The sequence below is a fragment of the uncultured Alsobacter sp. genome (assembly GCF_945952055.1).
In the GTDB taxonomy this organism is placed as follows: Bacteria; Pseudomonadota; Alphaproteobacteria; order Rhizobiales; family Beijerinckiaceae; genus Alsobacter.
Map to the genome: position 1 here is coordinate 128,769 of NZ_CAMFHB010000005.1, position 24,143 is coordinate 152,911.

24 protein-coding genes are annotated in these 24,143 nt (G+C 69.4%); 5 read left to right on the top strand and 19 right to left on the bottom strand.

Going from position 1 to position 24,143, the window contains the following annotated elements; translation table 11 throughout:
- Positions 1-28 precede the first annotated feature (28 nt).
- The 11 genes from Q0Q47_RS05785 to fabA form a co-directional block, all read right to left on the bottom strand.
- Positions 29-1,123, bottom strand: a complete 1,095-nt coding sequence (locus Q0Q47_RS05785) for a glycosyltransferase (RefSeq protein WP_293855748.1) — start codon at positions 1,121-1,123, stop codon at positions 29-31.
- The gene (locus Q0Q47_RS05790) at positions 1,120-2,232 is read right to left on the bottom strand and encodes a glycosyltransferase (protein WP_293855751.1); all 1,113 of its coding nucleotides are present in this window, start codon (positions 2,230-2,232) and stop codon (positions 1,120-1,122) included. Before Q0Q47_RS05790 ends, Q0Q47_RS05785 begins: the two co-directional genes overlap by 4 nt.
- The gene (locus Q0Q47_RS05795) at positions 2,229-3,323 is read right to left on the bottom strand and encodes a glycosyltransferase family 4 protein (protein WP_293855754.1); all 1,095 of its coding nucleotides are present in this window, start codon (positions 3,321-3,323) and stop codon (positions 2,229-2,231) included. Before Q0Q47_RS05795 ends, Q0Q47_RS05790 begins: the two co-directional genes overlap by 4 nt.
- 1 nt (position 3,324) lies before the next feature.
- Complete coding sequence (locus Q0Q47_RS05800; protein ID WP_293855757.1) at positions 3,325-4,617, bottom strand: TIGR04295 family B12-binding domain-containing radical SAM protein; 1,293 nt, start codon at positions 4,615-4,617, stop codon at positions 3,325-3,327.
- Positions 4,614-5,660 (bottom strand): SDR family NAD(P)-dependent oxidoreductase, encoded by a 1,047-nt coding sequence (locus Q0Q47_RS05805; RefSeq protein WP_293855760.1) that lies wholly within the window; start codon positions 5,658-5,660, stop codon positions 4,614-4,616. The genes Q0Q47_RS05800 and Q0Q47_RS05805 overlap by 4 nt, the downstream gene beginning before the upstream one ends.
- Complete coding sequence (locus Q0Q47_RS05810; protein ID WP_293855763.1) at positions 5,657-6,769, bottom strand: NAD(P)-dependent oxidoreductase; 1,113 nt, start codon at positions 6,767-6,769, stop codon at positions 5,657-5,659. The genes Q0Q47_RS05805 and Q0Q47_RS05810 overlap by 4 nt, the downstream gene beginning before the upstream one ends.
- Before the next feature lie 12 nt (positions 6,770-6,781).
- Positions 6,782-7,078 carry a hypothetical protein gene (locus Q0Q47_RS05815; protein ID WP_293855766.1) on the bottom strand — a complete coding sequence of 99 codons (297 nt, stop codon included), beginning with the start codon at positions 7,076-7,078 and terminating at the stop codon, positions 6,782-6,784.
- 144 nt (positions 7,079-7,222) lie between these two features.
- Positions 7,223-8,248 carry a heparan-alpha-glucosaminide N-acetyltransferase gene (locus Q0Q47_RS05820; RefSeq protein ID WP_293855769.1) on the bottom strand — a complete coding sequence of 342 codons (1,026 nt, stop codon included), beginning with the start codon at positions 8,246-8,248 and terminating at the stop codon, positions 7,223-7,225.
- Positions 8,245-9,093, bottom strand: coding sequence for an enoyl-ACP reductase FabI (fabI, locus tag Q0Q47_RS05825; protein ID WP_293855772.1), 849 nt, complete (start codon positions 9,091-9,093; stop codon positions 8,245-8,247). Before fabI ends, Q0Q47_RS05820 begins: the two co-directional genes overlap by 4 nt.
- A 97-nt stretch (positions 9,094-9,190) precedes the next feature.
- On the bottom strand, positions 9,191-10,414 hold the full coding sequence (gene fabB / locus Q0Q47_RS05830) for a beta-ketoacyl-ACP synthase I (protein WP_293855775.1): 1,224 nt from the start codon (positions 10,412-10,414) through the stop codon (positions 9,191-9,193).
- 94 nt (positions 10,415-10,508) lie between these two features.
- A complete protein-coding gene (gene fabA, locus Q0Q47_RS05835; protein ID WP_293855778.1) occupies positions 10,509-11,012 on the bottom strand; it encodes a 3-hydroxyacyl-[acyl-carrier-protein] dehydratase FabA in 504 nt (167 codons plus the stop codon).
- Positions 11,013-11,243: 231 nt separating this feature from the next.
- Between fabA and irrA the strand changes: the two genes are divergently transcribed.
- Positions 11,244-11,735, top strand: a complete 492-nt coding sequence (gene irrA, locus Q0Q47_RS05840) for an iron response transcriptional regulator IrrA (protein ID WP_293855781.1) — start codon at positions 11,244-11,246, stop codon at positions 11,733-11,735.
- A 196-nt stretch (positions 11,736-11,931) separates the two neighbouring features.
- Here the strand turns inward: irrA and clpB are convergent, their stop codons facing one another.
- Positions 11,932-14,547 (bottom strand): ATP-dependent chaperone ClpB, encoded by a 2,616-nt coding sequence (gene clpB / locus Q0Q47_RS05845; protein WP_293855784.1) that lies wholly within the window; start codon positions 14,545-14,547, stop codon positions 11,932-11,934.
- Positions 14,548-14,676: 129 nt separating this feature from the next.
- On the opposite strand from clpB, the gene Q0Q47_RS05850 reads away from it, so the two are divergent.
- Positions 14,677-15,441, top strand: a complete 765-nt coding sequence (locus Q0Q47_RS05850; RefSeq protein ID WP_293855787.1) for an MOSC domain-containing protein — start codon at positions 14,677-14,679, stop codon at positions 15,439-15,441.
- Between the two features lie 82 nt (positions 15,442-15,523).
- Here the strand turns inward: Q0Q47_RS05850 and grxD are convergent, their stop codons facing one another.
- The 3 genes from grxD to purL all read right to left on the bottom strand — a co-directional run bounded on the left by grxD (position 15,524) and on the right by purL (position 18,434).
- Positions 15,524-15,862 carry a Grx4 family monothiol glutaredoxin gene (gene grxD, locus Q0Q47_RS05855; RefSeq protein WP_293855790.1) on the bottom strand — a complete coding sequence of 113 codons (339 nt, stop codon included), beginning with the start codon at positions 15,860-15,862 and terminating at the stop codon, positions 15,524-15,526.
- 95 nt (positions 15,863-15,957) lie between these two features.
- Positions 15,958-16,194, bottom strand: a complete 237-nt coding sequence (locus Q0Q47_RS05860; RefSeq protein WP_293855793.1) for a BolA family protein — start codon at positions 16,192-16,194, stop codon at positions 15,958-15,960.
- Positions 16,195-16,208: 14 nt separating this feature from the next.
- The gene (gene purL / locus Q0Q47_RS05865) at positions 16,209-18,434 is read right to left on the bottom strand and encodes a phosphoribosylformylglycinamidine synthase subunit PurL (protein WP_293855796.1); all 2,226 of its coding nucleotides are present in this window, start codon (positions 18,432-18,434) and stop codon (positions 16,209-16,211) included.
- Positions 18,435-18,627: 193 nt separating this feature from the next.
- Between purL and Q0Q47_RS05870 the strand changes: the two genes are divergently transcribed.
- Entirely contained in the window at positions 18,628-19,818 is a 1,191-nt protein-coding gene (locus Q0Q47_RS05870) for a TadE/TadG family type IV pilus assembly protein (protein ID WP_293855799.1), read from the top strand.
- A 182-nt stretch (positions 19,819-20,000) separates the two neighbouring features.
- Here the strand turns inward: Q0Q47_RS05870 and purQ are convergent, their stop codons facing one another.
- The 4 genes from purQ to purC form a co-directional block, all read right to left on the bottom strand.
- Complete coding sequence (purQ, locus tag Q0Q47_RS05875; RefSeq protein WP_293855802.1) at positions 20,001-20,696, bottom strand: phosphoribosylformylglycinamidine synthase subunit PurQ; 696 nt, start codon at positions 20,694-20,696, stop codon at positions 20,001-20,003.
- A 39-nt stretch (positions 20,697-20,735) separates the two neighbouring features.
- Positions 20,736-20,975, bottom strand: a complete 240-nt coding sequence (gene purS, locus Q0Q47_RS05880) for a phosphoribosylformylglycinamidine synthase subunit PurS (RefSeq protein WP_293855806.1) — start codon at positions 20,973-20,975, stop codon at positions 20,736-20,738.
- Positions 20,976-21,022: 47 nt separating this feature from the next.
- Positions 21,023-21,589 (bottom strand): Uma2 family endonuclease, encoded by a 567-nt coding sequence (locus Q0Q47_RS05885; RefSeq protein WP_293855809.1) that lies wholly within the window; start codon positions 21,587-21,589, stop codon positions 21,023-21,025.
- Between the two features lie 156 nt (positions 21,590-21,745).
- Positions 21,746-22,540, bottom strand: a complete 795-nt coding sequence (gene purC, locus Q0Q47_RS05890) for a phosphoribosylaminoimidazolesuccinocarboxamide synthase (protein WP_293855812.1) — start codon at positions 22,538-22,540, stop codon at positions 21,746-21,748.
- A gap of 345 nt (positions 22,541-22,885) precedes the next feature.
- Here purC and Q0Q47_RS05895 point away from each other — a divergent pair, with 345 nt between their 5' ends.
- Positions 22,886-23,206, top strand: a complete 321-nt coding sequence (locus Q0Q47_RS05895) for a DUF1476 domain-containing protein (protein ID WP_293855815.1) — start codon at positions 22,886-22,888, stop codon at positions 23,204-23,206.
- A 139-nt stretch (positions 23,207-23,345) separates the two neighbouring features.
- Positions 23,346-24,122, top strand: a complete 777-nt coding sequence (locus Q0Q47_RS05900; protein WP_293855818.1) for an aldolase/citrate lyase family protein — start codon at positions 23,346-23,348, stop codon at positions 24,120-24,122.
- Positions 24,123-24,143: the final 21 nt, after the last annotated feature.

The window sequence follows — 24,143 nt, forward strand, 5'->3', positions numbered from 1 at the left end:
GGGCGCGTCGCGGAAGACGCGCCCCGGATCACGCGACCGACCTCTCGCGCGGCCGGCCGGCCTCCTCGCGCAGGATGGCGTCGACCTGCCCTCCGCGCCGGACGTAAGTGTGCTCGGCCAGCACGCGGGCGAAGGCGTGCCGCCCGATGAGGCCGGCGCGCTCGGGCGTCAGCTCTTCCAGGATCTCGGCCACGTCGATGCCGTCGCGCGCCACCAGCACCTCCTCGCCCGGCTTGAGAAACTGCTCGATCCCCTCCCAGGCGTCGGTGATCAGGCAGGCGCCCGCCCCGGCGGCCTCGAAGACCCGCGTGGCGGGCGAGAAGCCGACCGCGGCCATGCTGTCGCGGGCCACGTTCAGCACGGCCAGTGGCGTCCGGTTGAAGGCGTTGTGCTCGCGCGTGTAGACGTGGCCGAGGTGACGGACGTTGCCGGGCAGACCCTTGCTTTCCCAGCCCGCGCCGCCCAGGAGGAACGACTTGTCGGTGAGGCGAGCCGCCGGCCGGAGGAAGAACTCCTCCACCCGGGCTTCCCGGTCCGGCAGGCGGTTGCCGAGGAACGAGAGGTCCGCGGCAAAGCGCGGGTCGGGCGCGACGGGGTGGTGCGTCGACGGGTCGAGCGCGTTGTAGATCGGCACGCAGCGGCGCGCGCCGAGCGCCTCGTAGGCGGCGACGACCGGCGGCCCGCCCCCATAGGTGAGTACGAGGTCGAGCCGCGGCAGGGCGCGACGCAGCGGATGGCCCGCGAACCCCTGCAACTCGGCCAGCGTCGCCGGCGCGTCGACGTCCCAGAAGATCGTGATCGCGCCCGGCCGCGCCGCCGCCAGGAGACCCGCGAGAAGCTCGTCGTCGAAGACACCGACGCCGCTGGCCTTCACCACGACGTCGGCCGCGGCGGCCTCCTCGCAGACCGACCGAACGGCCTCCTCGGTGGCCGGATAGACCTTCACCGCGGCCCAGGCCGGCGGGTCCATGTCGCGGTGCGCCTGCCGGTCGAAGGCGTCGGGCTCGTAGAAGGTGATCGTGTGCCCGCGGCGGGCGAGGTCGGCCAGGAGACCCCGATAGTAGGTCGCGGCGCCGTTCCAGTAGGACGAGAGCAGGCTGGAGCCGTAGAACGCGATCTTCATGGAGCCGTCTCCGGGGCGGGGGACCTGGCGATCGAATCGACGATGGCAAGGAGCTCGTCCATGCGATGCCGGCAGGTATGGCGGGACAGGATGGTGGCGAGGCCATGGCCGGAAATGGCCGCGGCAAGGGCAGGATCCGCGTCGAGAGCGCGCAGATGCGCCGTCATCGCGTCGGTGGTGTCCGCGACGAGAAAATCCTCGCCGGGCGCGAACAGATGCTCGCTGTCGTTCCAGGGCGAGGACACGAGCGGGATGCCGCACGCCAGCGCCTCGAAGACGCGGATCGTCGGGATGCCCGGCAGGGCCTCGACGTAGAAGCGGCGGGGCACGTGCACCGTCGCGGTGTGGCGCGCGAAGACGGAGGGCGCGAGGGCGTTGGCGAGCCATCCCCGCCAGTGCGCCCCGTATCGCGCGAGCATGGACAGCGCCTCCTCGGGATACCGGACGCCGTAGATGTCGAGGGGCAGGCCGGCGTCGCGGGCGGGCGCCAGGAGGAAGCGCTCCAGTTCGGCGCTGCGCTCGCCGTCGCCCCAGTTGCCGATCCAGACCAGCCCCCGGCGCGGTTCCTCGATGGCGGGCGGCGTGAACAGGCGCGTGTCGGCGGCCTCGTGCCAGACGAAGACCCTGCGTCCCCAGCCCGTCCGACGATAGACCTCGGCCAGCGTCTCGCCGAAGGCCAGGACACCGTCATAGCCGTCGAGGTCGAAACGCTCCATCTCGGCCGGCGCGCTGACCGCGCGATGATGGGTGTCGTGGAACAGGAGGGTGAAGCGCGCCCCCGACCGGCGCAGGCCGCCGAGGCCCGCGACGAGGCTCGGGTCGTTCCACTCGTGCACGATGACGAGGTCGGCCCCGTCGACCGCCGCGGCGAGGTCGAGCCCGGGGCCGTAGCTGGTGGCCTCCAGCTCGGGATAGGCCTGCCTCCACGCCGAAAGCCCCTGCGGCCCGGCATCGTCGAGCAGGTTGCGCAGGCTCCACGCGTCGCGCGGCTCGAGGGCGGTCACCGCGTGTCCGGCATGCACGAGCTCGCGCAGGACGCCGCGCAGGAAGTGCGCGTTGCCGTGGTTCCAGCAGGAGGCCAGCGAGTGCGTGAAGTAGACGACCTTCATGCGGCCGCTCCGCGCCGCGTGCCCGCGACACCGTGGATCAGCGTCGCCATCTCGCGGGCCATGCGGCCCGCGCCGTAGCGGCCGGCGCGCTGCCGGGCCGCGTTGCCGAGGCTCTCGCGCCGGGCCGTGTCGGCGAGCAGGGCGTTGAGCGTCGCCGCGATGGCGGCGGGTTCGCGCGCCGGCACGAACAGCGCGGCACCGTCCCACAGCTCCCGGAAGCCCGGCGTGTCCGAGAGGACCAGGGCGCAGCCGCACTGGGCCGCCTCCAGCACGCAATAGCCGAAGGGCTCGTACAGCGCCGTCGACGCGAACACGGACGCCGCGGCCATCCAGCGCCGCACGCCCGCCGCGTCCGTCGGCCCCAGAGCCTTGCCGTTGGCGAGGCTCACCCGTCCCCAGGGACTGTCCAGGGGCCCCGCGGCCAGCAGCGGGGCGCGCAGGTCCGCGGCGGCGGCGTCGAGGGCCGCCAGGTTCTTGCCCTCATCCCACAGCCGGCCCGCCGTCAGGACGAACGGCTCCCGCGTCACGAGGACTTCGGAGGTGGCACTGCGCCCGTTGTGCACGACGCGGGGCGCGTGCCGCAGGCCATAGGCGGCCGCAACCGCCGCGGCGTGCGCCGCGGTGGGAGCGAGCATGAGATCGGCCGCCGCGAGGCCAGCCGCGACGCAGCCGGTTCGCCAGGCGAAATCCGGCGGCATCGGTTCGCCCGGTCTCACCGCCTGCCACCACGTGGCCTGGCAGGAGTGGTGCACGGCAATGACCGGCTGCGCGTAGTCCGCGACGGCGAAGGCGGGCGCGTGCAGCAGAACCGCTGCCGCCCCGATCTCGCGCGCGAGGCCCGCCAGGGCCTCGGCCCCGCCGCGGATCTCGGCCGGCCCGTCGGCCACCCAATCGAGTGGCAGGCGCGTGTCGCGCAGCGTCACGCCGGGCAGCGCGGCGACGGCGTCCCGCTGCGCGGTGGAGGCGTTGGGTCCGACGACCGCGAGCAGCGGCGCGAAGCCTTGCTGGGCCAGGCCGGCCGCGAGATCGCAGGCATAGGTCCAGACACCCCCGACGGCATCCGTCGTGATGATGAGCGGGACGGCCGTCATGTCACCTGCACCCGCAGGCGGCTTCGAGCTCGGGCAAGGCGAGCGGACGCTGTTCCTGGATGTCGCTGAAGCGATCGAACTGGGCCAGGTACCAGGCGTGCGCCCGCTCCCAGGCATGGTCGTCCGGGTCGCCGAACAGCTTCCGGTAGTCCGGCGAGCTCGGATAAGGATAGAGCGGCACGGGATCGTTGGCCCAGACGCCGTGGCGCTGGAGGGTGTCCCGCCAGGTCGCCACGAGATGGGCATCGTCGTCGGCCACGGCGATGAGGTTCGCCTGCACGAAGGGGACGCAGCTGCGAGCGTGGATCAGGCGCTGCGTGAGGTCGTCGGTCGACATCCGGCAGTTCTTGTCGAGCGCGGCGCGGCCTTCGACCGTGAGACTTTCGACGCCGGCCTCGATCGACACGCAGCCCGACCGCCCGAGAAGATCCAGCATGTCCGGCTTCCACAGATCGATGCGCGTCTGGATGCCGAAGCGTACCGGGCGGTCCACGAGGGCGTCGAGCAGCGCCTTGTTGGGCAGGAAGATCTCGTCGATGAAGTAGAGATAGGTGACGCCCTGCGCGACGAGGCCGTCGATCTCCGCCAGCAGCGGAGCCAGGTCACGCCGCCGGTACGCGTCGCGGAAGTCGATCTTGGCGCAGAAGCTGCAGTGATAGGGGCAGCCGCGCGAGGCCTCGACTTCGGCACCGGGCCCGTCGGGTTCGGCCTCGAACCGATGGTGATGATGGTGGTGGCGAGCGATCCACCCATCGGGCCATCGCAGCGACGGGAGGTCGGTGAACCGGGCCGCGTGCGGTCCGCCGGTGACCACCAGGTCGCCGTCCTGCGCGAAGGCGACCGAAGGCACCTCGCCCAGCGGGCCGCCCTCGGCGAGACGGGCGACGATGTCCTCGCATTCGCCCCTGACGACGACGTCGACGCCGAGCTTGGCGAGCGTGGGAGCCGGCGTGGCCGACCCGTGCGGGCCCACCGCGACGGTTCGTCCGCCGCGGCCCGCGAGGGCGTCGAGGAACTGTCGCGGAATGCCGAGTTCGGGCTGGGCACAGCGCCAGAACAGGTAGGTGGGCGCGGTCGTCACGACCGTCATGTCGGGTCCGAAGTCGGCCACGGCCTCGGCGAGTGCAACGTTGTCCAGCGCATCCAGTGCGCCGTCGAGCATCAGGACGGCGTGCCCCGCCTGCTCCAGCAGAGCCCGGGCGTAGCCGAGCTCGAGGGGCAGGTGAGGCGCCCGGCACCCGAAATAGATCGAGTGCTCGAAGCTCCAGGCCGGATTGACCAGCGCGACCCTCATGCCGCCGCCTCCACCGCCACGCGCCCTTCGGCGCGCAGCCAGTCGGCGAGATCGGCCAGGCCCTCCCGCCAGGACCGGGGGCGGGGCAAGCCCAGTGCGTCCATGGCCCGGCGCGTGTCGGAGACGTAGTAGCGCTGGTCTCCCGCCCGCCAGTCGGCGAGGTCGGCCTTCACCGGACGGCAGACGATGTCCTCGATCTGCGCCAGCACCTGCCGCAGGCTCACCGCATTGTCCGGCCCGCCGCCCAGATTGAAGGCCCGGCCGGCCACCGCCGGCATGGCGTCCCGGCAGGCCCGGTAGGCCGCGACGGCGTCCCCGACATGCAGCACGTCGCGGACCTGGCACCCGTCGCCGTAGATGGTGATCGGCGCGCCGGCGAGCCCGCGGATGAGGAAATGGGCCACCCAGCCCTGGTCCTCGGTGCCGCGCTGTAGCGGCCCGTAGATGCAGCTCATCCTCAGGACCGCGGCCGGCAGGCCGAAGCTGCGGGCATAATCGAGGACGTACTGGTCGGCCGCACCCTTGGAGCATCCGTAGGGCGTATGGAAGTCGAGGGGTCGGCGCTCGTCGACGCCGTGGTCGCGGACGTCGGGCGAGACAGGGACGTAGGCGGTCTGGCCGCGCTCCAGCGCGATGTCGGCCAGGTCGCCATAGACCTTGTTGGTCGAGGCGAAGACGAGCGGCACCGCCCCGTCCCGCCGCCGCACCGCCTCCAGGACGTTGAGGGTGCCGGCGGCATTCACGTCGAAGTCGGAGCGGGGATCGGTCAAGCTGGTGGTGACCGCGACCTGCGCGGCGAAATGGAACACGGAGCCCGCCTCCGCCACCGCCATGTCGACGGCACCGCGGTCGCGGATGTCGGCCCGCACGAAGCGGATCCGATGTCCATGGCGTCGCGCCAGCCAGTCCAGATTGTGCTCGACGCCGGGGCGCGCGAGCGAGTCGAACACGACGACGTCCTCTCCCGCGGCCGCGAGGCTGTCGGCGAGGTTGGCGCCGATGAAGCCGGCGCCGCCGGTGACGAGAACCGGGCCGCCGGTCATGCGACGAGCCCTCGTTTCTCGAGCTCGGCCTTCGCCTCGGCGACGCGGTCCTGCGCCGTCTGGCCGGCCACCCAGTCGGCGAGGTCGGCGAGACCTTCCCCGAAGTCGCGCCTGGCCTGGAAGCCGAGCATCTCCTGCGCCAGCCGGCCATCGCAGAAGCAGTGCCGGATGTCGCCGATGCGGGCCTTGCCGACGGTCTCGGGCGTGAGCTCCGGCCGCCCCATGGCGGCCGCCAGCGCGGTGCCGATCTCCAGGATCGACCTGTCCCGCCCGCTGCCGACGTTGAAGACGTGGCCCGGGGCGGACGGGCTTTCCAGCGCCAGCGCGAAAGCCTCCGCGACGTCATCGACGTGGACGAAGTCGCGGCGCTGCAGGCCGTCCTCGAACACCAGCGGCCTCTCGCCGTTCAGAAGGCGGGACGCGAAGATGGCGAGCACGCCGGTATAAGGATTGGAAAGGGCCTGGCCGGGTCCGTAGACGTTGAACAGGCGGAGCGCCACGCCCTCCATGCCGTAGGCCGGAGCCAAGGTGAGGGTCAGGCGCTCCTGGACGTATTTCGTGAGGGCGTAGACCGACGCAAGGCTGGGCCGCTTCCACTCCGGGGTGGGCAGGGGCACGAGCGGTCGGCCGTCGCGATCGAGGGGATCCCATGAGCCGGCCGCGGCCGGGCGCCCGGTCCGGTGGGCGTCCTCGACGACCGAGCCGTCCACGGTGCGGTAGAGCCCTTCGCCGTAGATGCTCATCGAGGAGGCCACGACGACGCGGCGAACGCGGGCGTCGATTAACTGCTGGAACAGGATGGCCGTGCCCAGGTCGTTGACGGACACGTAGCGGTCCACCGCGTACATGCTCTGGCCCACGCCCACCTCGGCGGCGAGGTGGACGACCTTGTCGACACCGGCCAGCGCACGCTTGACCGCCGCCTCGTCGCGCACGTCGGCGGTGACGAACTCGGCCTCGGCCGCCAGGCCCTCCGGCGGCGCGCCGCCGTGAACCTGGTCGATGAGGCTGTCGAGAATGCGGACGCGGTGCCCGCGGGCGAGGACCGCCTGGGCGACGCGCCGGCCGATGAAGCCGGCGCCGCCGGTGATCAGGATGGTGTCTGCCAACGGTTGCTCTCCTCAACCCTTGTCGTTGCGATGGACGAGCTTGTTGAAGCGGCTCTGCTTGCCGTCGGACGTCTTGTCCTGGTGGAGAAGCGCGAGCTCGCTGGCCTCGAAGATCTCGAAGAAGTCGTCCCAGGAGATCTCCTCGAGGCTGTCGTCCGGCTCGCCGAAGTCGAGCCGCAGGATGCCTGGTCCGTTCTTGCCGGCGCCGCCCTTGTCGGCGCTGCCCCGCACGCGGGACGGCCGGCCGCCTCGCGCCTCGGTCCAGCGCCGGATCTCGTCATGGTCGGTGGTGGTGGTCGCTTCGCTCATGGGTCGGCTCCCCTGGCGGCCGTCAGCGGGGGAGCAACGTATGTTGCGAAGGATAGTTCCTGAATCGATTCCTAGCTTTGGCTAGGCACGGACCCGTTCACGGAGCTCGCGCGTCCGGACGTCGAGCACCCGGGAGGCGGGATCTCAAGGGGCCTTGTCGAGCGTCTCGGCCCGGCAGAGCTGGGCAGCCTCGCGGATGCGGGCCTCGTCGTCTCCGACGGGCCGGCCGCCGAGGGCACGCCCCGTGGTTTCCGTGCCCAGCCGCCGGCTCACGCAGCCGCAGGTGGTCCGGCAGAAAGCCTCGTCCGAGCCAGCCTTCACGCAGGTCGCGGTGCAGGCCTCGACGAAGGCGGCGGGGGTGTTGTCGGCCGCGCGGTTCCCGGGATGGAGCCCCAGCCACATCGCCGTGCCGAGGATGCCGAAGAAGAGCGGCTGGTGCACGAGGTAGACCAGCAGGCTGTGGCGTCCGGCGAGCGCCAGCCAGCGCGCCCCGGGCCCCGGGGTCCAGCCGGACAGGGCCACGTCCCAGCCCTGCGCCACCGCGACGCGCGCCGCGATGATGCCCGCCAGGACCGGCGCGAACCAGGGGAAGATCGGGACGTAGTCGTTGGTGAGCGGGGGCTTGGGCGCCAGGCCCAGCCACCACAGCATCGGACCGTCGAAGGCGGGGCTCGCCAGCACGGACGGGGCGGCCGCCACCAGCGCGGCCACGAGGGCAAGCCACCACAGCGGCGCGCGCAGGAGCGGCAGGGCCAGGACGCTCGACAGGGCGATGCAGTGCAGGATGCCGAAGAAGATGAAGCTGGCCGGGGTGGTGTAGGCGGTGATGGCGGTGACGGCCAGGGCCGCGGCCCCGACGAAACCCAGCCGGCGCAGGTAGGGCCCGGGCCGGAAACCGGTCCGCGTGGACAGCACGAGGCTGACCCCGACCAGCAGCAGGAAGCTGCCGGCGATGAGCTTGGCGAAGAGGCGCCAGCCGGGGTCGATGCCGGCCTGCAGGTCGATGAAACGGTAGAAGCCGAGGTCCCAGGTGAAGTGGTAGATCGCCATTGCCACGAGGGCGATGCCGCGGGCCACGTCGACGGCCTCGACCCTCGGCGCCCCGACGGGCCCGGGTCTCGCCGGCGCGGGGGCGGCGACGCTGCCGGCGCTCCCCGCCTCCTGGCTCACTCGGCGGCCCGCCCCGCGACCATCTGCTCGGCCGCGGTCTCGGCCGCGTCGACCGTCTTCAGCGCATCGGGCTGCGGCATGGAAATGATGTTGTACCCGCTGTCGACGTAGTGGATCTCGCCGGTGACGCCGGCCGACAGCTCCGACAGGAGATAGAGCGCCGAGCCACCGATCTCCTCGATCGACACCGTCCGGCGCAGCGGGGCGTGGCGCTTCTGGAAGTTGAACATCAGCCGGGCGTCGGTGATGCCGGCACCGGCGAGCGTGCGCACCGGTCCGGGAGACAGGGCGTTGACGCGGATGCCCTGCGGGCCGAAGTCGCTGGCCAGATACCGGACGCTCGCCTCCAGCGCCGCCTTGGCCACGCCCATGACGTTGTAGTTCGGCATCACGCGCGTCGAGCCGCCATAGGTGAGCGTGATCAGCGACCCGCCCTGCGGCATGAGCGCGGCGGCGCGCTTGGCGATCTCGGTGAAGGAGAAGCAGGAGATCACCATGGTGCGCGAGAAGTTCTCGCGGCTGGTGTCGGCGTAGCGGCCCTTGAGCTCGTTCTTGTCCGAGAAGCCGATGGCGTGCACCACGAAGTCGACGCTGCCCCAGGCCTGGCGCAGGGACTCGAACACGGCATCGACCGAGGCGAGGTCCTCGACGTCGCAGGGCAGCACCGTGGACGAGCCGAGGCTGTTGGCCAGCGGCTCGACGCGCTTGCGCAACGCGTCGCCCTGGTAGGTGAAGGCCAGCTCGGCGCCGTGGGCCGCGAGCGTCTTGGCGATCCCCCAGGCGATGGAGTGATCGTTGGCGACGCCCATGATCAGGCCGCGCTTGCCGTTCATCAGGGAGGTCATCCCGGTCGTCTCCTCGATGCTTCTGTCGTCTCGACCGGGGCCCAAGAACTCAGCCTTCGGTGGGCTCAGGCTCAGGCGGGATCAGGCGTAGATGGGCTCAGGCGTCCACGTGCTTCATGACGATCGTCGCGTTGGTGCCGCCGAACCCGAAGGAGTTCGACAGCACCGTGCCGAGCCTGGCGTTGTCGACGCGCTGGCGGACGATCGGCATGTCGGCGAAGGCGGGATCCAGCTCCTGGATGTTGGCGCTCTCGCAGATGAAGCCGTTGTTCATCATCAGCAGCGAGTAGATCGCCTCCTGCACGCCGGTGGCGCCCAGCGAGTGGCCGGTCAGCGACTTGGTGGCGGCGATGGGCGGGCACTTCTCGCCGGCGCCGAACACCTCGCGGATCGCCTCGATCTCCTTCTGGTCGCCCACGGGCGTCGAGGTGGCGTGCGGGTTGATGTAGTCGATCGGCGTGCGCACGGTCGCCAGCGCCTGGCGCATGCAGCGGATGGCGCCCTCGCCCGAGGGGGCCACCATGTCGTAGCCGTCCGAGGTCGCGCCGTAGCCGACGATCTCGCCGTAGATGCGGGCGCCGCGGGCCTTGGCGTGCTCGTATTCCTCGAGCACCAGCACGCCGGCGCCGCCGGCGATGACGAAGCCGTCGCGGTTGGCGTCATAGGCGCGGGACGCGGTGGCGGGCGTGTCGTTGTACTTGGTCGACATGGCGCCCATGGCGTCGAACAGCACCGACAGCGACCAGTCGAGCTCTTCGCAGCCGCCGGCGAAGACGACGTCCTGCTTGCCCCACTGGATCATCTCGTAGGCGTTGCCGATGCAGTGGTTCGACGTCGCGCAGGCCGAGGAGATCGAGTAGTTCACGCCCTTGATCTTGAACCAGGTCGCGAGGGTGGCCGAGGCGGTCGAGGACATGGCCTTGGGCACCGCGAACGGCCCGACGCGCTTGGGCCCCTTCTCGCGGGCGATGTCGGCCGCCTCGACGATCGTGCGGGCCGAGGGACCGCCCGAGCCCATGATGATGCCCGTGCGCTCGTTGGAGATGTCGCTCTCCTCGAGGCCGGCATCCCGGATGGCCTGGTCCATGGCCACGTGGTTCCAGGCCGTGCCCGTCGCGTGGAAGCGCATGGCCCTGCGGTCGACCACCTGGGCGGGGTCGAGCGTGGGGGTGCCGTGGACCTGGCAGCGGAAGCCGAGCTCCGCGTAGCGATCCGCCCGGACGATGCCGGAGCGCGCCTCGCGCAGCGATGCGAGGACTTCCTGGGTGTTGTTTCCGATCGACGAGACGATGCCCATGCCGGTGACGACGACGCGCCTCATGGTTCTCGATCTCCTTCTTGTGGGACGCCGGCCCGAATTGCCGGCTCCTCTGAACGTCTGATCCCGACAAATCGACGGGGGCTGGCGTGCGGCTTCAGGTCTTGAAGAGGCCGACGCGGAGGTCCTTCGCCTCGTAGATGCGGCGGCCATCCGCCTCGAGCCAGCCGTCGGCGATGCCGAGCACCAGCTTCGAGCGGAACACCCGCTTCAGGTCGACGCCGTACACCACCTTGCTGACGGTCGGAAGAACCTGGTCGGCGAACTTGACCTCGCCGACGCCGAGCGCGCGGCCGCGGCCTTCCGCGCCCAGCCAGCCGAGGTAGAAGCCGCAGAGCTGCCAGAGCGCGTCGAGGCCGAGGCAGCCGGGCATCACCGGATCGCCCTTGAAGTGGCAGGGGAAGAACCAGAGGTCCGGCTTGATCGCGAGTTCGGCGCGGATGAATCCCTTGCCGTTCGGGCCGCCCGTTTCGCTGATCTCGGCGATGCGGTCGAACATCAGCATGGGTGGCAGCGGCAGCTGTGCATTGCCGGGACCGAACATCTCCCCGCGTCCGCAGGCGAGAAGGTCTTCGTATTCATAGCTCGAGCGCTGCTGCATGACCCCGGGGGGCTCCGTCGTCCGAATGTCGTTCCGCCGTTGAGGCTTCTTGTCGCGCCCGCCGCTCCCGGTGGACGCGATATGCCCGGTGACCCGGACGGCACTCCCTAACACACGTGCCGCCGCGCCGAAAGCGTCTGACCGGGCAACGTTAGGCATGAGGGTTTCAACGGGTTGCGACCAGCCCCCGCGCTCCCTATCATAAGGCGAGCACGATCATTCGCGGAAACCATGGCCTCGATCCCGACCGTACCGCCCGGCAAGGGCGCCCCTGCCTCGCTGTCCGGCGCCTGGTCCGACCAGAGCGGATGTCCGTTCCACGACCTCCGTCGTCGGCTCCGCACCGTGGGACTGCGTCCGACCCGGCAGCGCGTCGGGCTCGGCTGGCTGCTGTTCGCCAAGGGCGACCGCCACGTCACGGCCGAACTGCTGCACGAGGAGGCCGTGAAGGCCCGCGTGCCCGTGTCGCTCGCCACCATCTACAATACCCTGCACCAGTTCACCGAGGCCGGCCTCCTGCGTGAGGTCGCCGTGGACGGCGCCAAGACCTATTTCGACACCAACGTCGGCGACCACCACCACTTCTTCATCGAGGGCGAGAACGTCCTCATGGACATCAAGGGCCAGCCTGTCGAACTCGCCGCCCTCCCCGAGCCGCCCGAGGGCATGGAGATCGCCCGGGTGGACGTGGTGGTGAGGCTGAGACCCAAGAAGCGCAGCTGAAGAGCGCGTTCGAGAACGAAAAAGGCCGCCCGACGGGGCGGCCTTTTTGTTTTTACACCTTCTCCGCGTCCTGGCCGGGCTTGGCCCGGCCATCCACGACTCCGGTCGGGCGCGCCAAAGTCGTGGGTGCCCGGGCCAAGCCCGGGCATGACGCGCGGAGGGGTGGGAGCTTCCTGGAAGCCCCGATCCCAGAGGCTCAATTGAGCCGCACGCCCTTCGGCTTCACCTCGGGCGCCACCAGGACGTCGCCGATGAGGAGGCCCTCCGGGCCGGCCAGGACCGGGACGTGGTCGCCGTCCTTCACGGTGCCGGCCAGGATCAGCTCGGCGAGCGGGTCCTGGACGTTCTTCTGGATCACCCGCTTCAGAGGCCGCGCCCCGTAGGCGGGATCGTAGCCCTTGTTGGCGAGCCATTCGCGGGCCGACGGATCGAGCTCCAGGACCAGCTTGCGCTCGTCCAAGAGCTTCTGCAGGCGGGTCATCTGGATGTCGACGATCGACCCCATCTGGTTCTTCTGCAGGCGGTGGAAGAGGATGATCTCGTCCACGCGGTTGAGGAACTCGGGCCGGAAGTGCGACCGCACCACGCCCATGACCTCGGTGCGCACCGCCTCGCTGTCCTCGCCCTCGGGCTGGTTGACCAGGTACTCGGCCCCCAGGTTCGAGGTCATGATGATCAGCGTGTTGCGGAAGTCGACCGTCCGCCCCTGCCCGTCCGTGAGCCGCCCGTCGTCGAGAACCTGCAGCAGCACGTTGAACACGTCGCCGTGAGCCTTCTCGATCTCGTCGAACAGCACGACCTGGTAGGGCCGCCGGCGCACGGCTTCGGTGAGGGCGCCGCCCTCCTCGTAGCCGACATAGCCGGGAGGCGCGCCGATGAGCCGGGCCACCGAGTGCTTCTCCATGTACTCGGACATGTCGATGCGGATCAGCGCTGTCTCGTCGTCGAACAGGAACGAGGCAAGCGCCTTGGTGAGCTCGGTCTTGCCGACGCCGGTCGGGCCCAGGAACATGAACGAGCCGATGGGCCGGTTGGGGTCCTGCAGGCCGGCGCGGGCGCGCCGCACGGCGGTCGAGACGGCTGCCACCGCCTCGGCCTGGCCGACGACGCGGCGGGCGAGCTGCTCCTCCATCTTCAGGAGCTTCTCGCGTTCGCCCTCGAGCATCCGGTCGACCGGAACGCCGGTCCAGCGCGACACCACCTGGGCGACGTCGTTGGCCGTGACGCTCTCGGCGACAAGCGCGGTCTGCTCGCTGCCCTCGACGTCCTTCAGCTTCTTCTCGAGGTCGGGGATCACGCCATAGGCGAGCTCGCCGGCGCGCTGGTATTCGCCCTTGCGCTGCGCGTTGGCGAGATCCGTGCGGGCCTGCTCCAGCTGCTCCTTGAGCTTCTGGGCGCTGCCGAGCTTCTCCTTTTCCGCCTTCCAGCGGGCCGTCAGGGCGTCGGACTTCTCCTCGAGCTGGGCGAGTTCGCCGGTCAGGCGGCCCAGGCGGTCACGCGAGCCTGGATCGGTCTCCTTCTTGAGCGCTTCCTGCTCGATCCGCAGCTGGACGATGCGCCGGTCGAGCTCATCGAGCTCCTCGGGCTTGCTGTCCACCTGCATGCGCAGGCGGGCGGAGGCCTCGTCGACGAGGTCGATGGCCTTGTCCGGCAGGAAGCGGTCGGTGATGTAGCGGTTGGAGAGCGTCGCGGCGGCCACGATCGCGGCATCGGTGATGCGCACGCCATGGTGGAGCTCGTACTTCTCCTTCAGCCCGCGCAGGATCGACACGGTGTCCTCCACCGTGGGCTCGCTGACGAAGACGGGCTGGAAGCGGCGGGCGAGCGCGGCGTCCTTCTCGACGTGCTTGCGGTATTCGTCGAGCGTGGTGGCGCCCACGCAATGCAGCTCGCCGCGGGCGAGCGCGGGCTTGAGCAGGTTGGAGGCGTCCATGGCCCCGTCGGCCTTGCCGGCGCCGACCAGCGTGTGCATCTCGTCGATGAACAGGATGACCCCGCCTTCGGCCGACTGAACCTCGTTCAGCACGGACTTCAGGCGCTCCTCGAACTCGCCGCGATATTTCGCGCCGGCAATCAGCGCGCCCATGTCGAGGGCGAGCAGCTGCTTGTCCTTCAGGCTCTCGGGCACGTCGCCGTTGACGATGCGCAAGGCCAGGCCCTCGGCGATGGCGGTCTTGCCAACGCCGGGCTCGCCGATGAGGACGGGGTTGTTCTTGGTGCGGCGCGACAGCACCTGGATGGCGCGGCGGATCTCCTCGTCCCGGCCGATGACCGGGTCGAGCTTGCCCTCGCGCGCCGCTGCGGTGAGGTCGCGGGCATACTTCTTCAGCGCATCGTAGGCGTTCTCCGCCGACGCGTTGTCGGCGGTGCGACCCTTGCGCAGCTCGTTGATGGCGGCGTTGATCGCCTGCGGCGTGGCACCGGCCTTCGCCAGGATCTTGCCGGTCTCCATGTCCTTCTCGGTGGCGAGAGCCAGCAGCAGGCGCTCGACCGTGACGTAGCTGTCGCCGGCCTTCTGGGCGATCTTCTCGGCCGTGTCGAAGACGCGCACGACGTCGCGCGTGGGCTGCGGCTGCGAGGCCGCGCCCGACACCTTCGGCAGCTTGGCGAGCGCCTGTTCCGTGAGCCGCAGGGCGTCCTTCGGGTTGCCCCCGGCCCGCTGGATGAGGCCGGCGCACAGGCCTTCGTTGTCCTCGAGCAGCACCTTCAGCAGGTGCTCGGGCCCGAGCTGGGGATGCCCGTCACGCATGGCCCCCATCTGGGCCGACTGCACGAATCCCTTGGCGCGGTCCGTATACTTCTCGAAATCCATGTGGTCCTCCTTTCGGCAGCGCAGGCGCCGTCCGACAGGCCCGGCTCTCGCTCCGCATGGCGGCCCCCTTGAAGGCTGCCGCCGACGCATAGATAGGTGTGGCATTTCGACAACGGAAGGGGCGCCGGCATGGCCGACCGCATGATTCTTCAAGCCATCCATCGGTATCCGGTAAAGGGCTTATCGCCCGAACCGGTGGCGAAGGTGACGCTGACGCCGGGCGATCCGTTGCCCCACGACCGGCGCTACGCCGTCGAGAACGGCCCATCGGGCTTCGATCCGGTGGCACCCGTCCACATGCCCAAGATCAAGTTCCTGATGCTGATGCGCGACGAGGCGCTCGCGCGCCTGGAGACGCGCTTCGATCCGGCCACGACGGTCCTCACGATCCGCGAAGGCGACGAGGAGTGCGTGCGGGGTGACCTCTCGACGGCCGAGGGCCGCGCGGCCATCGAGGGTTTCCTGGCGGGCTGGTGCGCGCCCTCGCTGCGCGGTGCTCCGCGGGTGCTCGAGGCGCCGGGTTTCAGCTTCTCGGACACGCGGCACCGCGTCGTGTCGATCATCAACCTGGCGTCGGTCAGGGCGCTGGAGCAGCGGATGGGCGTGCCGGTCGACCCTCTGCGCTTCCGCGGCAACCTGCTGGTCGACGGCCTGCCGCCGTGGGGCGAGTTCGACCTCGTCGACCGGACGATCTCCGGGCCGACTGGCGTCGTGCTGCGAGGATTGAAGCGGATCGACCGCTGTGCCGCGACGAACGTCGACCCGGTCACCGGCTTCCGGGACCTGAACGTGCCGAAGGCGCTCATGGACGCCTATGGGCACATCGACTGCGGGCTCTACGCAACGGTGGAGACGGGCGGCGAACTGGCGGTTGGAGACACGCTGGAGGCGTGAGAACCCGGCGCCGGGCCAAAGTCGTGATGGCCGGGCCAAAAGCCCGGCCAAGACGGTGGAGAGGATGTGCGAAAAGACCGCGTCAGGCCTTCGCGGCAGCCTTCACGGGGACGCCGTTTTCGGACATGTGCTGCTGCAGCTCGCCCGACTGGAACATCTCGCGGACGATGTCGCAGCCGCCGACGAACTCGCCCTTCACGTAGAGCTGCGGGATCGTCGGCCAGTTGGTGTAGTCCTTGATGCCCTGGCGGATCTCGTCGTTCTCGAGCACGTTGATGCCCTTGTAGGGCACGCCGAGGTAGTCGAGGATCTGCACGACCTGTCCGGAGAACCCGCACATCGGGAACTGCGGGGTGCCCTTCATGAAGAGCACGACGTCGTTGCTGGTGACCTCGGTCTTGATCTGGTCGTTGATGCTCATGGTCCGGTCCTTCGTCCGTGCGCGGTCAAGGCGCGCCGTTGCAAAGTTGATCTGGCAAGGCGTGATTGGATCACGGCGGACCGTGACCCTCTTCCTCATTCTTGGGGTGCGCTGGTCGTCAGTGCAAGGGCATGCAGCACGCCGCCCATGTTTCCCTTGAGCGCCGCATAGACCATCTGGTGCTGCTGCACCCGGGTCTTTCCCTTGAAGGCGGAGGACACCACCGTCGCGGCATAGTGGTCGCCGTCGCCGGCGAGGTCGCGGATCTCGACCTTCGCATCGGGGAAGGCGGCCTTGATCATCGTCTCGATGTCCCGGGCGTCCATGGCCATGGCGTCTTGTCTCCTCAGGCGGACACGATCGCGTCCGGACCCTGCATGTAGCCGGGCAGCCAGGACTCGTGGGCGTCGCGCAGTGTTGCGATCGATATGGGCGCTTCGCCCGGCAGGGTCAACGCGTCCCCGCCCGTCGTGCCGATCCGCTGGACCGGGACGCCGGCCGCCTTGGCCGCGGCCAGCACGGCCTCGACCTCGGCCGCGGGCACGGCCAGGACGTAGCGGGCCTGGTCCTCGCCGAACAGGGCGGCGTGGGCAGGGATGCCCGCCGGAAGCGCGTCGACGGTGGCGCCGACGCCGCCCGCCATGGCCATCTCGGCCAGCGCCACGCCCAGGCCGCCGTCCGAGCAGTCATGCACCGTGCGGGTGCGGCCGGAGCGGATGAGCGCACGCACCAGGTCGCCGTTGCGACGCTCGACGGCGAGATCGACCGGCGGCGGAGCGCCATCCTCGCGGCCCGAGATCTCCTTGAGATACATGGACTGGCCGAGCCACCCCTTGGTCTCGCCCACGAGCAGCACCGCCTCGCCGTCCGTCTTGAACGCGACGGTGGCATGGACCGACACGTCGTCCATGACGCCGACGCCGCCGATGGTGGGGGTCGGCAGGATGCCGCGGCCGTTGGTCTCGTTGTAGAGCGACACGTTGCCCGACACGACCGGGAAATCGAGCGCCCGGCAGGCCTCGCCGATGCCGCGGATGCATCCGACGAACTGGCCCATGGCCTCGGGCCGCTCGGGGTTGCCGAAGTTCAGGTTGTCGGTGATGGCGAGCGGCAGGCCGCCCACGGCCGTGATGTTGCGCCAGGCCTCGGCGACCGCCTGCTTGCCGCCCTCGACCGGATCGGCCTCGCAGTAGCGCGGCGTCACGTCGGAGGTCATCGCCAGGCCCTTCGGCCCGTTCTCGACCCGCACGATGGCGGCGTCGCCGCCGGGCGTCTGGATCGTGTTGCCGCCGATGATGTGGTCGTACTGCTCCCAGATCCAGCGCTTGGAGCTGAGGTCCGGACAGCCGACGAGCTGCACGAGCGCCTTGCCGTTCGCCATGGCGGCCGGGACCGCCGCCGCGGACAGCACAGGCTGGTGCGTGTTGGCGATGTGCGGCCGGTCGTAGAGGGGCGCCTCGTCGCCGAGTTCCTTGATCGGCAGGTCGGCCATCACCTCGCCGTGGTGCTTCACCACGAAGCGCAGCGTGTCGGTGGTCTTGCCGATCACCGCGAAATCGAGGCCCCACTTGCGGAAGATCGCCTCGGCCTGGGCTTCCTTGGCCGGGTCGAGCACCATGAGCATGCGCTCCTGGCTCTCCGACAGCATCATCTCGTAGGCCGACATGCCCGCCTCGCGGCAGGGCACCTTGTCGAGGTCGAGCTCGATGCCGAGGTCGCCCTTGGCGCCCATCTCGACGGCCGAGCAGGTGAGGCCGGCCGCGCCCATGTCCTGGATGGCGATGACCGAGCCGGTTTTCATCAGCTCGAGGCAGGCTTCCAGCAGCAGCTTCTCGGCGAAGGGGTCGCCGACCTGCACGGTCGGACGCTTCTCCTCCGACTTGTCGTCGAATTCGGCCGAGGCCATCGTCGCGCCGTGGATGCCGTCGCGGCCCGTCTTGGAGCCGAGATAGACGATCGGGTTCCCGACGCCCGTGGCCTTCGCGTAGAAGATCTCGTCGGCGCGCGCGATGCCCACCGCCATGGCGTTGACCAGGATGTTGCCGTCGTAGCGGGTGTGGAAGCCGACCTGGCCGCCGACCGTCGGCACGCCGAAGGAATTGCCGTAGCCGCCGATGCCCGCGACCACGCCCGACACGAGGTGCCGGGTGCGCGGATGCGAGGGGTCGCCGAAGCGCAGGGCGTTCAGGCAGGCGACCGGGCGGGCGCCCATGGTGAACACGTCGCGCAGGATGCCGCCCACGCCCGTCGTCGCCCCCTGGTAGGGCTCGATGAAGCTCGGGTGGTTGTGGCTCTCCATCTTGAAGACGCAGGCGAGCCCGTCGCCGATGTCGATGACGCCGGCGTTCTCGCCAGGCCCCTGGATGACCCATGGGGCCTTGGTCGGCAGCGTCTTCAGGTGCAGGCGCGACGACTTGTACGAGCAGTGCTCGTTCCACATCGCCGAGAAGATCCCGAGCTCCGTGAAGGTCGGCTCCCGCCCGATGAGGGCGAGGATGCGCTGGTACTCGTCCGGCTTCAGGCCGTGCTCGGCCACGAGTTCGGGGGTGATCGGAATGTCGTTGCGGATCACGCCGGTCTCCGTGTGTCGGCCGCAGGGGTGCGCTTCGCATAGCCGTCCCGGCTTCCCGTGTCCATGCGTGCCGAAGGGAAACGCACCGTTACCGAGTGTCCCGGATCGGGACGGATTTCGGCCGAAAATACCGAAAATCGGTTGGCAACGATTTTGAAACCTAACCCGCCAGAGACCACGGAGATCGCAAACCATGTCCGTTCTGGCACGCTTCGTTAAGGACACCCGCGGCAACTTCGGCGTGATCACCGCCGTCATGATGGTGCCGCTGGCCATCGGTGCGGGTGGTGCCGTCGACTACTCCCGCACCGTGGCCGCCAAGACCAAGCTGCAGGCCGCGGTGGACAGCGCCGCGCTGATCCTCGCCCACGATGCCCGCACGAGCACGCTGCCTCAGCTGCAGGCCCGCGCCGAGACGCTCGTGACGCAGATGTTCGGGTCTTCGACCACCGGCATAGCATCCCTCAAGAGCGTGGCTCTCACCCGCAACGACAAGACGATCCGCATCGTCGCGGCCGCCCAGGCGCCCACCACGACGCTGAAGATGGCCGGCATGTCGGCGATGGACATGAACGTCGCCAGCGAGTCCGCCTACGGAACCCGGAAGATCGAGGTGGCCCTGGTGCTCGACAACACCGGCTCGATGGCCGGCACCAAGATCACCGAGCTGCGCAAGGCCGCCAAGAACCTCGTGACCACGCTCCAGGGTGTCCAGACGGATGCCGGCAGCGTGAAGATCGGGCTCGTGCCCTTCACCACCCAGGTCCGCCTCGACACCGCGATGAAGGACCAGGCCTGGCTGGACTTCGCCACCTACGGCGTGGCCAAGGCGAGCTGGGGCGGCTGCGTGACCGACCGCAATCAGCCCTTCGACGTGACGGACGCCGGCGCGGCTCTGGTTCCGGCCGTCAACTGCGCGGCCGGCACGCTGGCGCGCGTCGTCCCGCTGTCGACCAATTTCGATGCCCTGCGCACGTCGATCGACGGCATGACCGCGGGCGGCAACACCAACATCACCATCGGCCTGAGCTGGGGCATGGCGGCCCTGTCGAACGCCGAGCCGCTCACCGGCGCCGCGCCGGACGGATCCGCCGACGTCGAGAAGTTCATGATCGTGCTGACGGACGGCGACAACACGCAGAACCGCTGGTCGACCTCCAAGGTCACGATCGACAACCGCACGCGCGCCGCCTGCGACACCGCCAAGACCGCCAGCCGCGGCATCAAGCTCTACACGATCCGCGTCATCGACGGCGACGCCAACCTGCTGCGAGACTGCGCCTCGAACACCTCGATGTTCTACGACGTCAAGCAGGCCTCCGACCTGGACGCCGTGTTCCGCAAGATCGCCCAGGAAATCGCCGCGATCCGCATCACGAGCTGAGGAGCCGGTGGTCCGGGGTTGCTGCCTCGGCCGCCACCAATCTCCTCATCCTGAGCAGGCCGCACAGCGGCCGTGTCGAAGGACGCAGAATGGCTCCGCATGGAACCGTTCTGCGTCCTTCGACACGCGGCCTTCGGCCGCTGCTCAGGATGAGGAGCTTTTTTCCGCTTCGAGAGAAGGCGTCACGCCGCGGCGCGGACGGCGAGGCTCTCGAACAGGGCGCGGCCGTCGGTGCCGCCGGCCAGCGGGTCGATCAGGTTCTCGGGGTGGGGCATCATCCCCAGCACGTTGAACTTGTCCGAGTAGATCCCGGCGATGTCGTTCAAAGAGCCGTTGGGGTTGGCCTTGCCGCCCACCGTCCCGTTCGCGTCGCAGTAGCGGAAGGCCACCCGGCCGTCGCCCTCGAGGCGGGCGAGGGTGTCGGGATCGGCGATGTAGTTGCCCTCGCCATGGGCGATGCAGACCTCGATGGTCTGGCCCGGCGTGTAGGCGTTGGTGAACACCGTGTCCCCCCGCTCCACACGCAGGTGCTGCATCTTGCAGACGAACCGCAGGTCCGCGTTGCGCATCAGCACGCCGGGCAGGAGGCCGGATTCCACGAGGATCTGGAAGCCGTTGCACACGCCGAGCACGAAGCCGCCGCGGGCCGCATGGGCGCGCACGGCGTCCATCACGTTGGCGCGGCCCGCAATGGCTCCGCAGCGCAGATAGTCGCCGTAGCTGAAGCCGCCGGGCAGCACCGCGAGGTCGGTTCCGGCCGGCAGGTCGTGGTCCGCGTGCCAGACATAGGCGGGCTCGCGCCCGGTCGCCTGGTGCAAGGCGCGGCCGATGTCGCGCTCGCGGTTCGATCCGGGGAAGACGATGACGGCGGCTTTCATGGCGGGCCTCCGGGCCTGATGTCCCAGCGCTGTGCGCTGTCAGGCGATCTCGATGCGGTAGTTCTCGATGACCGTGTTGGCGAGCAGCTTCTCGCAGGCGAGCTTGAGGCTCGCCTCGGCGGCCGCCTTGTCGGACCCGGCGATCTCGATGTCGAAGACCTTGCCCTGGCGGACGCTGTCGACCCCGTCGACGCCGAGCGAGCGCAGCGCGCCCTCGATGGCCTTGCCCTGCGGATCCAGGACGCCGGTCTTCAGCGTGACGGTGACGCGGGCTTTCATCGCGGCAGGCTCCTCGGCGGGTCGGATCGCCCGCACCGGGATCCGGGTCAGGCGAGGTCCGTATCGCGATAGAGGCTCGCGAGCGGCAAGGCAACCCCGAGGGCGGAGAGCTCCACCGTTGTCGAGAGGTCTTTCAGGATCGATCCAGCGAAGCCGTCGGATCGGCTGAAGTGGCTCACCTCGATGCTGGAGGGTGAAACGACGACGTAATGCTGGAGTGACGGCAACGCAGAGTAGACCTGCCTCTTCCACTTGCGGTCGCGCGATGCTGTACCGGGCGAAAGAACCTCGAAAGCGACGAGAATGTCGTCGCAAAAGCTCCCTTCGAGCGAGTCCAGCGGGCGCACCATCACATCTGGAACCGGAGCATTGAACTCGTCGACCTTGACGCCGATTCCGGGGACGACGGCCCAACTGGATCGCCGGGCTCGCATCACGGAGCCGAGTTCCAGGATGATGTTGCCGACGAGCACCTGGTGGCGAAAGACCGGCGACGGACTCAAGACGGGCCTCCCCTCGACCAGCTCCCACTTCTCGTCGTCCGGGCGCGTGTCGAGGAAGGCGACAAACTCGCCGAAGCTCAGGCGCAATGAGGGGGCGGCAAAATCGGTCATCGCTGAAATCTCCGCCCCCAAGTGTAGCGCACGACCCTGCCGGTCGAAACCGACCGCCGCTTGCGTTGCGGCACGGGCTTTTCGCCGCCACCACCCGGCGCACGAAAAAAGGGCCCGCCGAGGCGAGCCCTTTGCAAACCGTCGGTGCTGCGGCGCTTACTGCACCAGCTTCGGGCCTGTCGCGCCGATGCGCTCGTTCTCGGTAATGATGCCGAGACGGCGGGCCACTTCGGTGTAGGCCTCGACCAGGCCGCCGAGATCGCGGCGGAACCGGTCCTTGTCGAGCTTGTCGTTCGACTTGATGTCCCACAGGCGGCAGCTGTCGGGCGAGATCTCGTCGGCGACGACGATGCGCATCATGTCGCCTTCCCAGAGCCGGCCGCACTCCATCTTGAAGTCGACGAGGCGGATGCCGACGCCCAGGAAGAGACCGGACAGGAAGTCGTTGACGCGGATGGCGAGCGCCATGACGTCGTCGATCTCCTGCGGGGTGGCCCAGCCGAAGGCCGTGATGTGCTCTTCGGAGACCATCGGGTCGTTCAGCGCGTCGTTCTTGTAGTAGAACTCGATGATCGAGCGGGGAAGCTGCGTTCCCTCCTCGATGCCGAGGCGCGTCGACAGCGATCCGGCCGCCACGTTGCGCACCACGATCTCGAGCGGAATGATCTCGACCTCGCGGATGAGCTGCTCGCGCATGTTGAGGCGACGGATGAAGTGCGTCGGCACGCCGATGTCGTTGAGGTGCTGGAAGATGTACTCGGAAATCCGATTGTTCAGGACCCCCTTTCCGTCGATCACCTCGTGCTTCTTGGCGTTGAACGCGGTCGCATCGTCCTTGAAATGCTGGATCAGGGTTCCCGGCTCGGGGCCCTCGTAAAGGACCTTGGCCTTGCCTTCGTAGATGCGACGGCGGCGGTTCATCGGGATATACCGTGTCTTGAGGAAATCCATGGCAGCCGTGGCTCCTGCGAGGACGTCCGCGGCGGTCGGCGGGCGAAAACGGCATCGGCCGGCGGCCGAGACCTGGGTTCCCACCCTGTTCGCAACCTAGCCGATCGCCAAAAGGAGCACAACGCCGGGCCCCGCCCACTCCTGGACGATGCCTGCGTTCTCCCCGGTTCGGGCGCTATATGGTCCATCGAAGCAGAAAATGCAATTTCCGCACGCGTGGACCCGCCGGGGGCCTCGTGGCCGTGCTTGAACGCAGGCTATGGTAATCCGGACGAGGCGTCGCTATCTCAAGGTTGCAGAATGTGGAGAAGCGCTTCGGCGCCGCACGGGAGATCGACCAACGCCATGACGACGTTCCAGAAGCGTGAAGATGCGTTCGAGGCCATGTTTGCCCATGACCAGGAGCTGCGCTTCAAGGCCACGGCCCGCCGCAACAAGCTGCTCGGCCATTGGGCTGCCGCCCAGCTTGGCAAGAGCGGGCCCGAGGCCGAGGCCTATGCCAAAGAGGTCGTGATGGCCGACTTCGAGGAAGTCGGCGAGGAGGACGTGTTCCGCAAGGTGCAGGCCGACCTGGCCGCCGGCGGTTCGAAGGCGACCGAGCAGGAGATCCGGGCTGCCATGGCCGAGCTCATGGCCAAGGCCGTCACCGAGGTGAAGGCCTCCTGAGGCGCCTTCCGGGGCCCCTGCCGACGGCCTTGCGGCTGAAGACGGGTTCCGCCAAGATTTGGACCGGCGCGGCGTAAGCCGCGCCGTCGTCGTTTGAAGACAGGGCCGCAGCAGGCCCGCTGCCGGGGGGAAAGCCACGATGAGCGCAGCCGTCTATGCCGCATTGGCCAAGGCGCTGGGAGGAGGCTCGGGCCTTCTCACGGGCTGGGTCAGCATGCCGGATCCGCTTCTCGCTGGCCTCGTGGCGCGCGAGGACCTGGACGCCGTCACCCTCGACATGCAGCACGGCATGGTCACCACCGCCTCGGCGGTGCTCGGCATCGGGCAGGTGGCCCTGGCCGGCAAGCCGTCCATCGTGCGGATCCCGGTCGGCGACTTCGCCACCGCCTCCCGCATGCTCGACGCCGGCGCCTCGGGCATCATCGCCCCGATGATCAACACCGTCGAGGACGCGCGCCGGTTGGCCGCCTACACCAAGTATCCGCCGGTCGGGGAACGCAGCTGGGGGCCGGCGATCGCGCTGGGCATGACCGGCTTCACAATGACGGACTACCTCAAGCAGGCCAACGGCCTGACCGTGACCCTCGCCATGGTGGAAACCCGCGAGTCCCTCGCCGTTCTCGATGGCATCCTGGCCGTCGACGGCATCGACGGCGTCTTCGTGGGCCCGTCCGATCTCTCGATCGCCCTGTCCGACGGGGGCGAGGTCAACGCGCTCGCGCCGGGTGTGAGCGACGCGCTGGACCATGTGCTGGCGCGCTGCCGCAGCGTCGGCAAGGCCGCCTGCGCCTTCGCGACGACGGCCGAGAGCGCCAGGGAGCTGCGCAAGCGCGGCTACGACCTCATTGCGCTGGGCAACGACACCATCCAGATGCGCACCGGCATCCGGGCCATGCTGGGCGTCGCCAAGGGCTGACGACGCTCCGGTCCGCGGACC

What these genes read in the sequence shown, in the direction of transcription:
- Q0Q47_RS05860 (WP_293855793.1), bottom strand. Translation starts at nt 16,194, where the DNA reads ATGGCCATGGACGCCCGGGACATCGAGACGATGATCAAGGCCGCCTTC.
- purS (WP_293855806.1), bottom strand. Translation starts at nt 20,975, where the DNA reads ATGAAAGCCCGCGTCACCGTCACGCTGAAGACCGGCGTCCTGGATCCG.
- Q0Q47_RS05790 (WP_293855751.1), bottom strand. Translation starts at nt 2,232, where the DNA reads ATGAAGGTCGTCTACTTCACGCACTCGCTGGCCTCCTGCTGGAACCAC.
- Q0Q47_RS05885 (WP_293855809.1), bottom strand. Translation starts at nt 21,589, where the DNA reads ATGACCGATTTTGCCGCCCCCTCATTGCGCCTGAGCTTCGGCGAGTTT.
- Q0Q47_RS05815 (WP_293855766.1), bottom strand. Translation starts at nt 7,078, where the DNA reads ATGAGCGAAGCGACCACCACCACCGACCATGACGAGATCCGGCGCTGG.
- Q0Q47_RS05900 (WP_293855818.1), top strand. Translation starts at nt 23,346, where the DNA reads ATGAGCGCAGCCGTCTATGCCGCATTGGCCAAGGCGCTGGGAGGAGGC.
- Q0Q47_RS05850 (WP_293855787.1), top strand. Translation starts at nt 14,677, where the DNA reads ATGGCCGACCGCATGATTCTTCAAGCCATCCATCGGTATCCGGTAAAG.
- Q0Q47_RS05870 (WP_293855799.1), top strand. Translation starts at nt 18,628, where the DNA reads ATGTCCGTTCTGGCACGCTTCGTTAAGGACACCCGCGGCAACTTCGGC.
- fabB (WP_293855775.1), bottom strand. Translation starts at nt 10,414, where the DNA reads ATGAGGCGCGTCGTCGTCACCGGCATGGGCATCGTCTCGTCGATCGGA.
- Q0Q47_RS05895 (WP_293855815.1), top strand. Translation starts at nt 22,886, where the DNA reads ATGACGACGTTCCAGAAGCGTGAAGATGCGTTCGAGGCCATGTTTGCC.
- Q0Q47_RS05800 (WP_293855757.1), bottom strand. Translation starts at nt 4,617, where the DNA reads ATGAGGGTCGCGCTGGTCAATCCGGCCTGGAGCTTCGAGCACTCGATC.
- purQ (WP_293855802.1), bottom strand. Translation starts at nt 20,696, where the DNA reads ATGAAAGCCGCCGTCATCGTCTTCCCCGGATCGAACCGCGAGCGCGAC.
- Q0Q47_RS05785 (WP_293855748.1), bottom strand. Translation starts at nt 1,123, where the DNA reads ATGAAGATCGCGTTCTACGGCTCCAGCCTGCTCTCGTCCTACTGGAAC.
- Q0Q47_RS05805 (WP_293855760.1), bottom strand. Translation starts at nt 5,660, where the DNA reads ATGACCGGCGGCCCGGTTCTCGTCACCGGCGGCGCCGGCTTCATCGGC.
- clpB (WP_293855784.1), bottom strand. Translation starts at nt 14,547, where the DNA reads ATGGATTTCGAGAAGTATACGGACCGCGCCAAGGGATTCGTGCAGTCG.
- grxD (WP_293855790.1), bottom strand. Translation starts at nt 15,862, where the DNA reads ATGAGCATCAACGACCAGATCAAGACCGAGGTCACCAGCAACGACGTC.
- Q0Q47_RS05795 (WP_293855754.1), bottom strand. Translation starts at nt 3,323, where the DNA reads ATGACGGCCGTCCCGCTCATCATCACGACGGATGCCGTCGGGGGTGTC.
- purC (WP_293855812.1), bottom strand. Translation starts at nt 22,540, where the DNA reads ATGGATTTCCTCAAGACACGGTATATCCCGATGAACCGCCGCCGTCGC.
- irrA (WP_293855781.1), top strand. Translation starts at nt 11,244, where the DNA reads ATGGCCTCGATCCCGACCGTACCGCCCGGCAAGGGCGCCCCTGCCTCG.
- fabI (WP_293855772.1), bottom strand. Translation starts at nt 9,093, where the DNA reads ATGACCTCCCTGATGAACGGCAAGCGCGGCCTGATCATGGGCGTCGCC.
- fabA (WP_293855778.1), bottom strand. Translation starts at nt 11,012, where the DNA reads ATGCAGCAGCGCTCGAGCTATGAATACGAAGACCTTCTCGCCTGCGGA.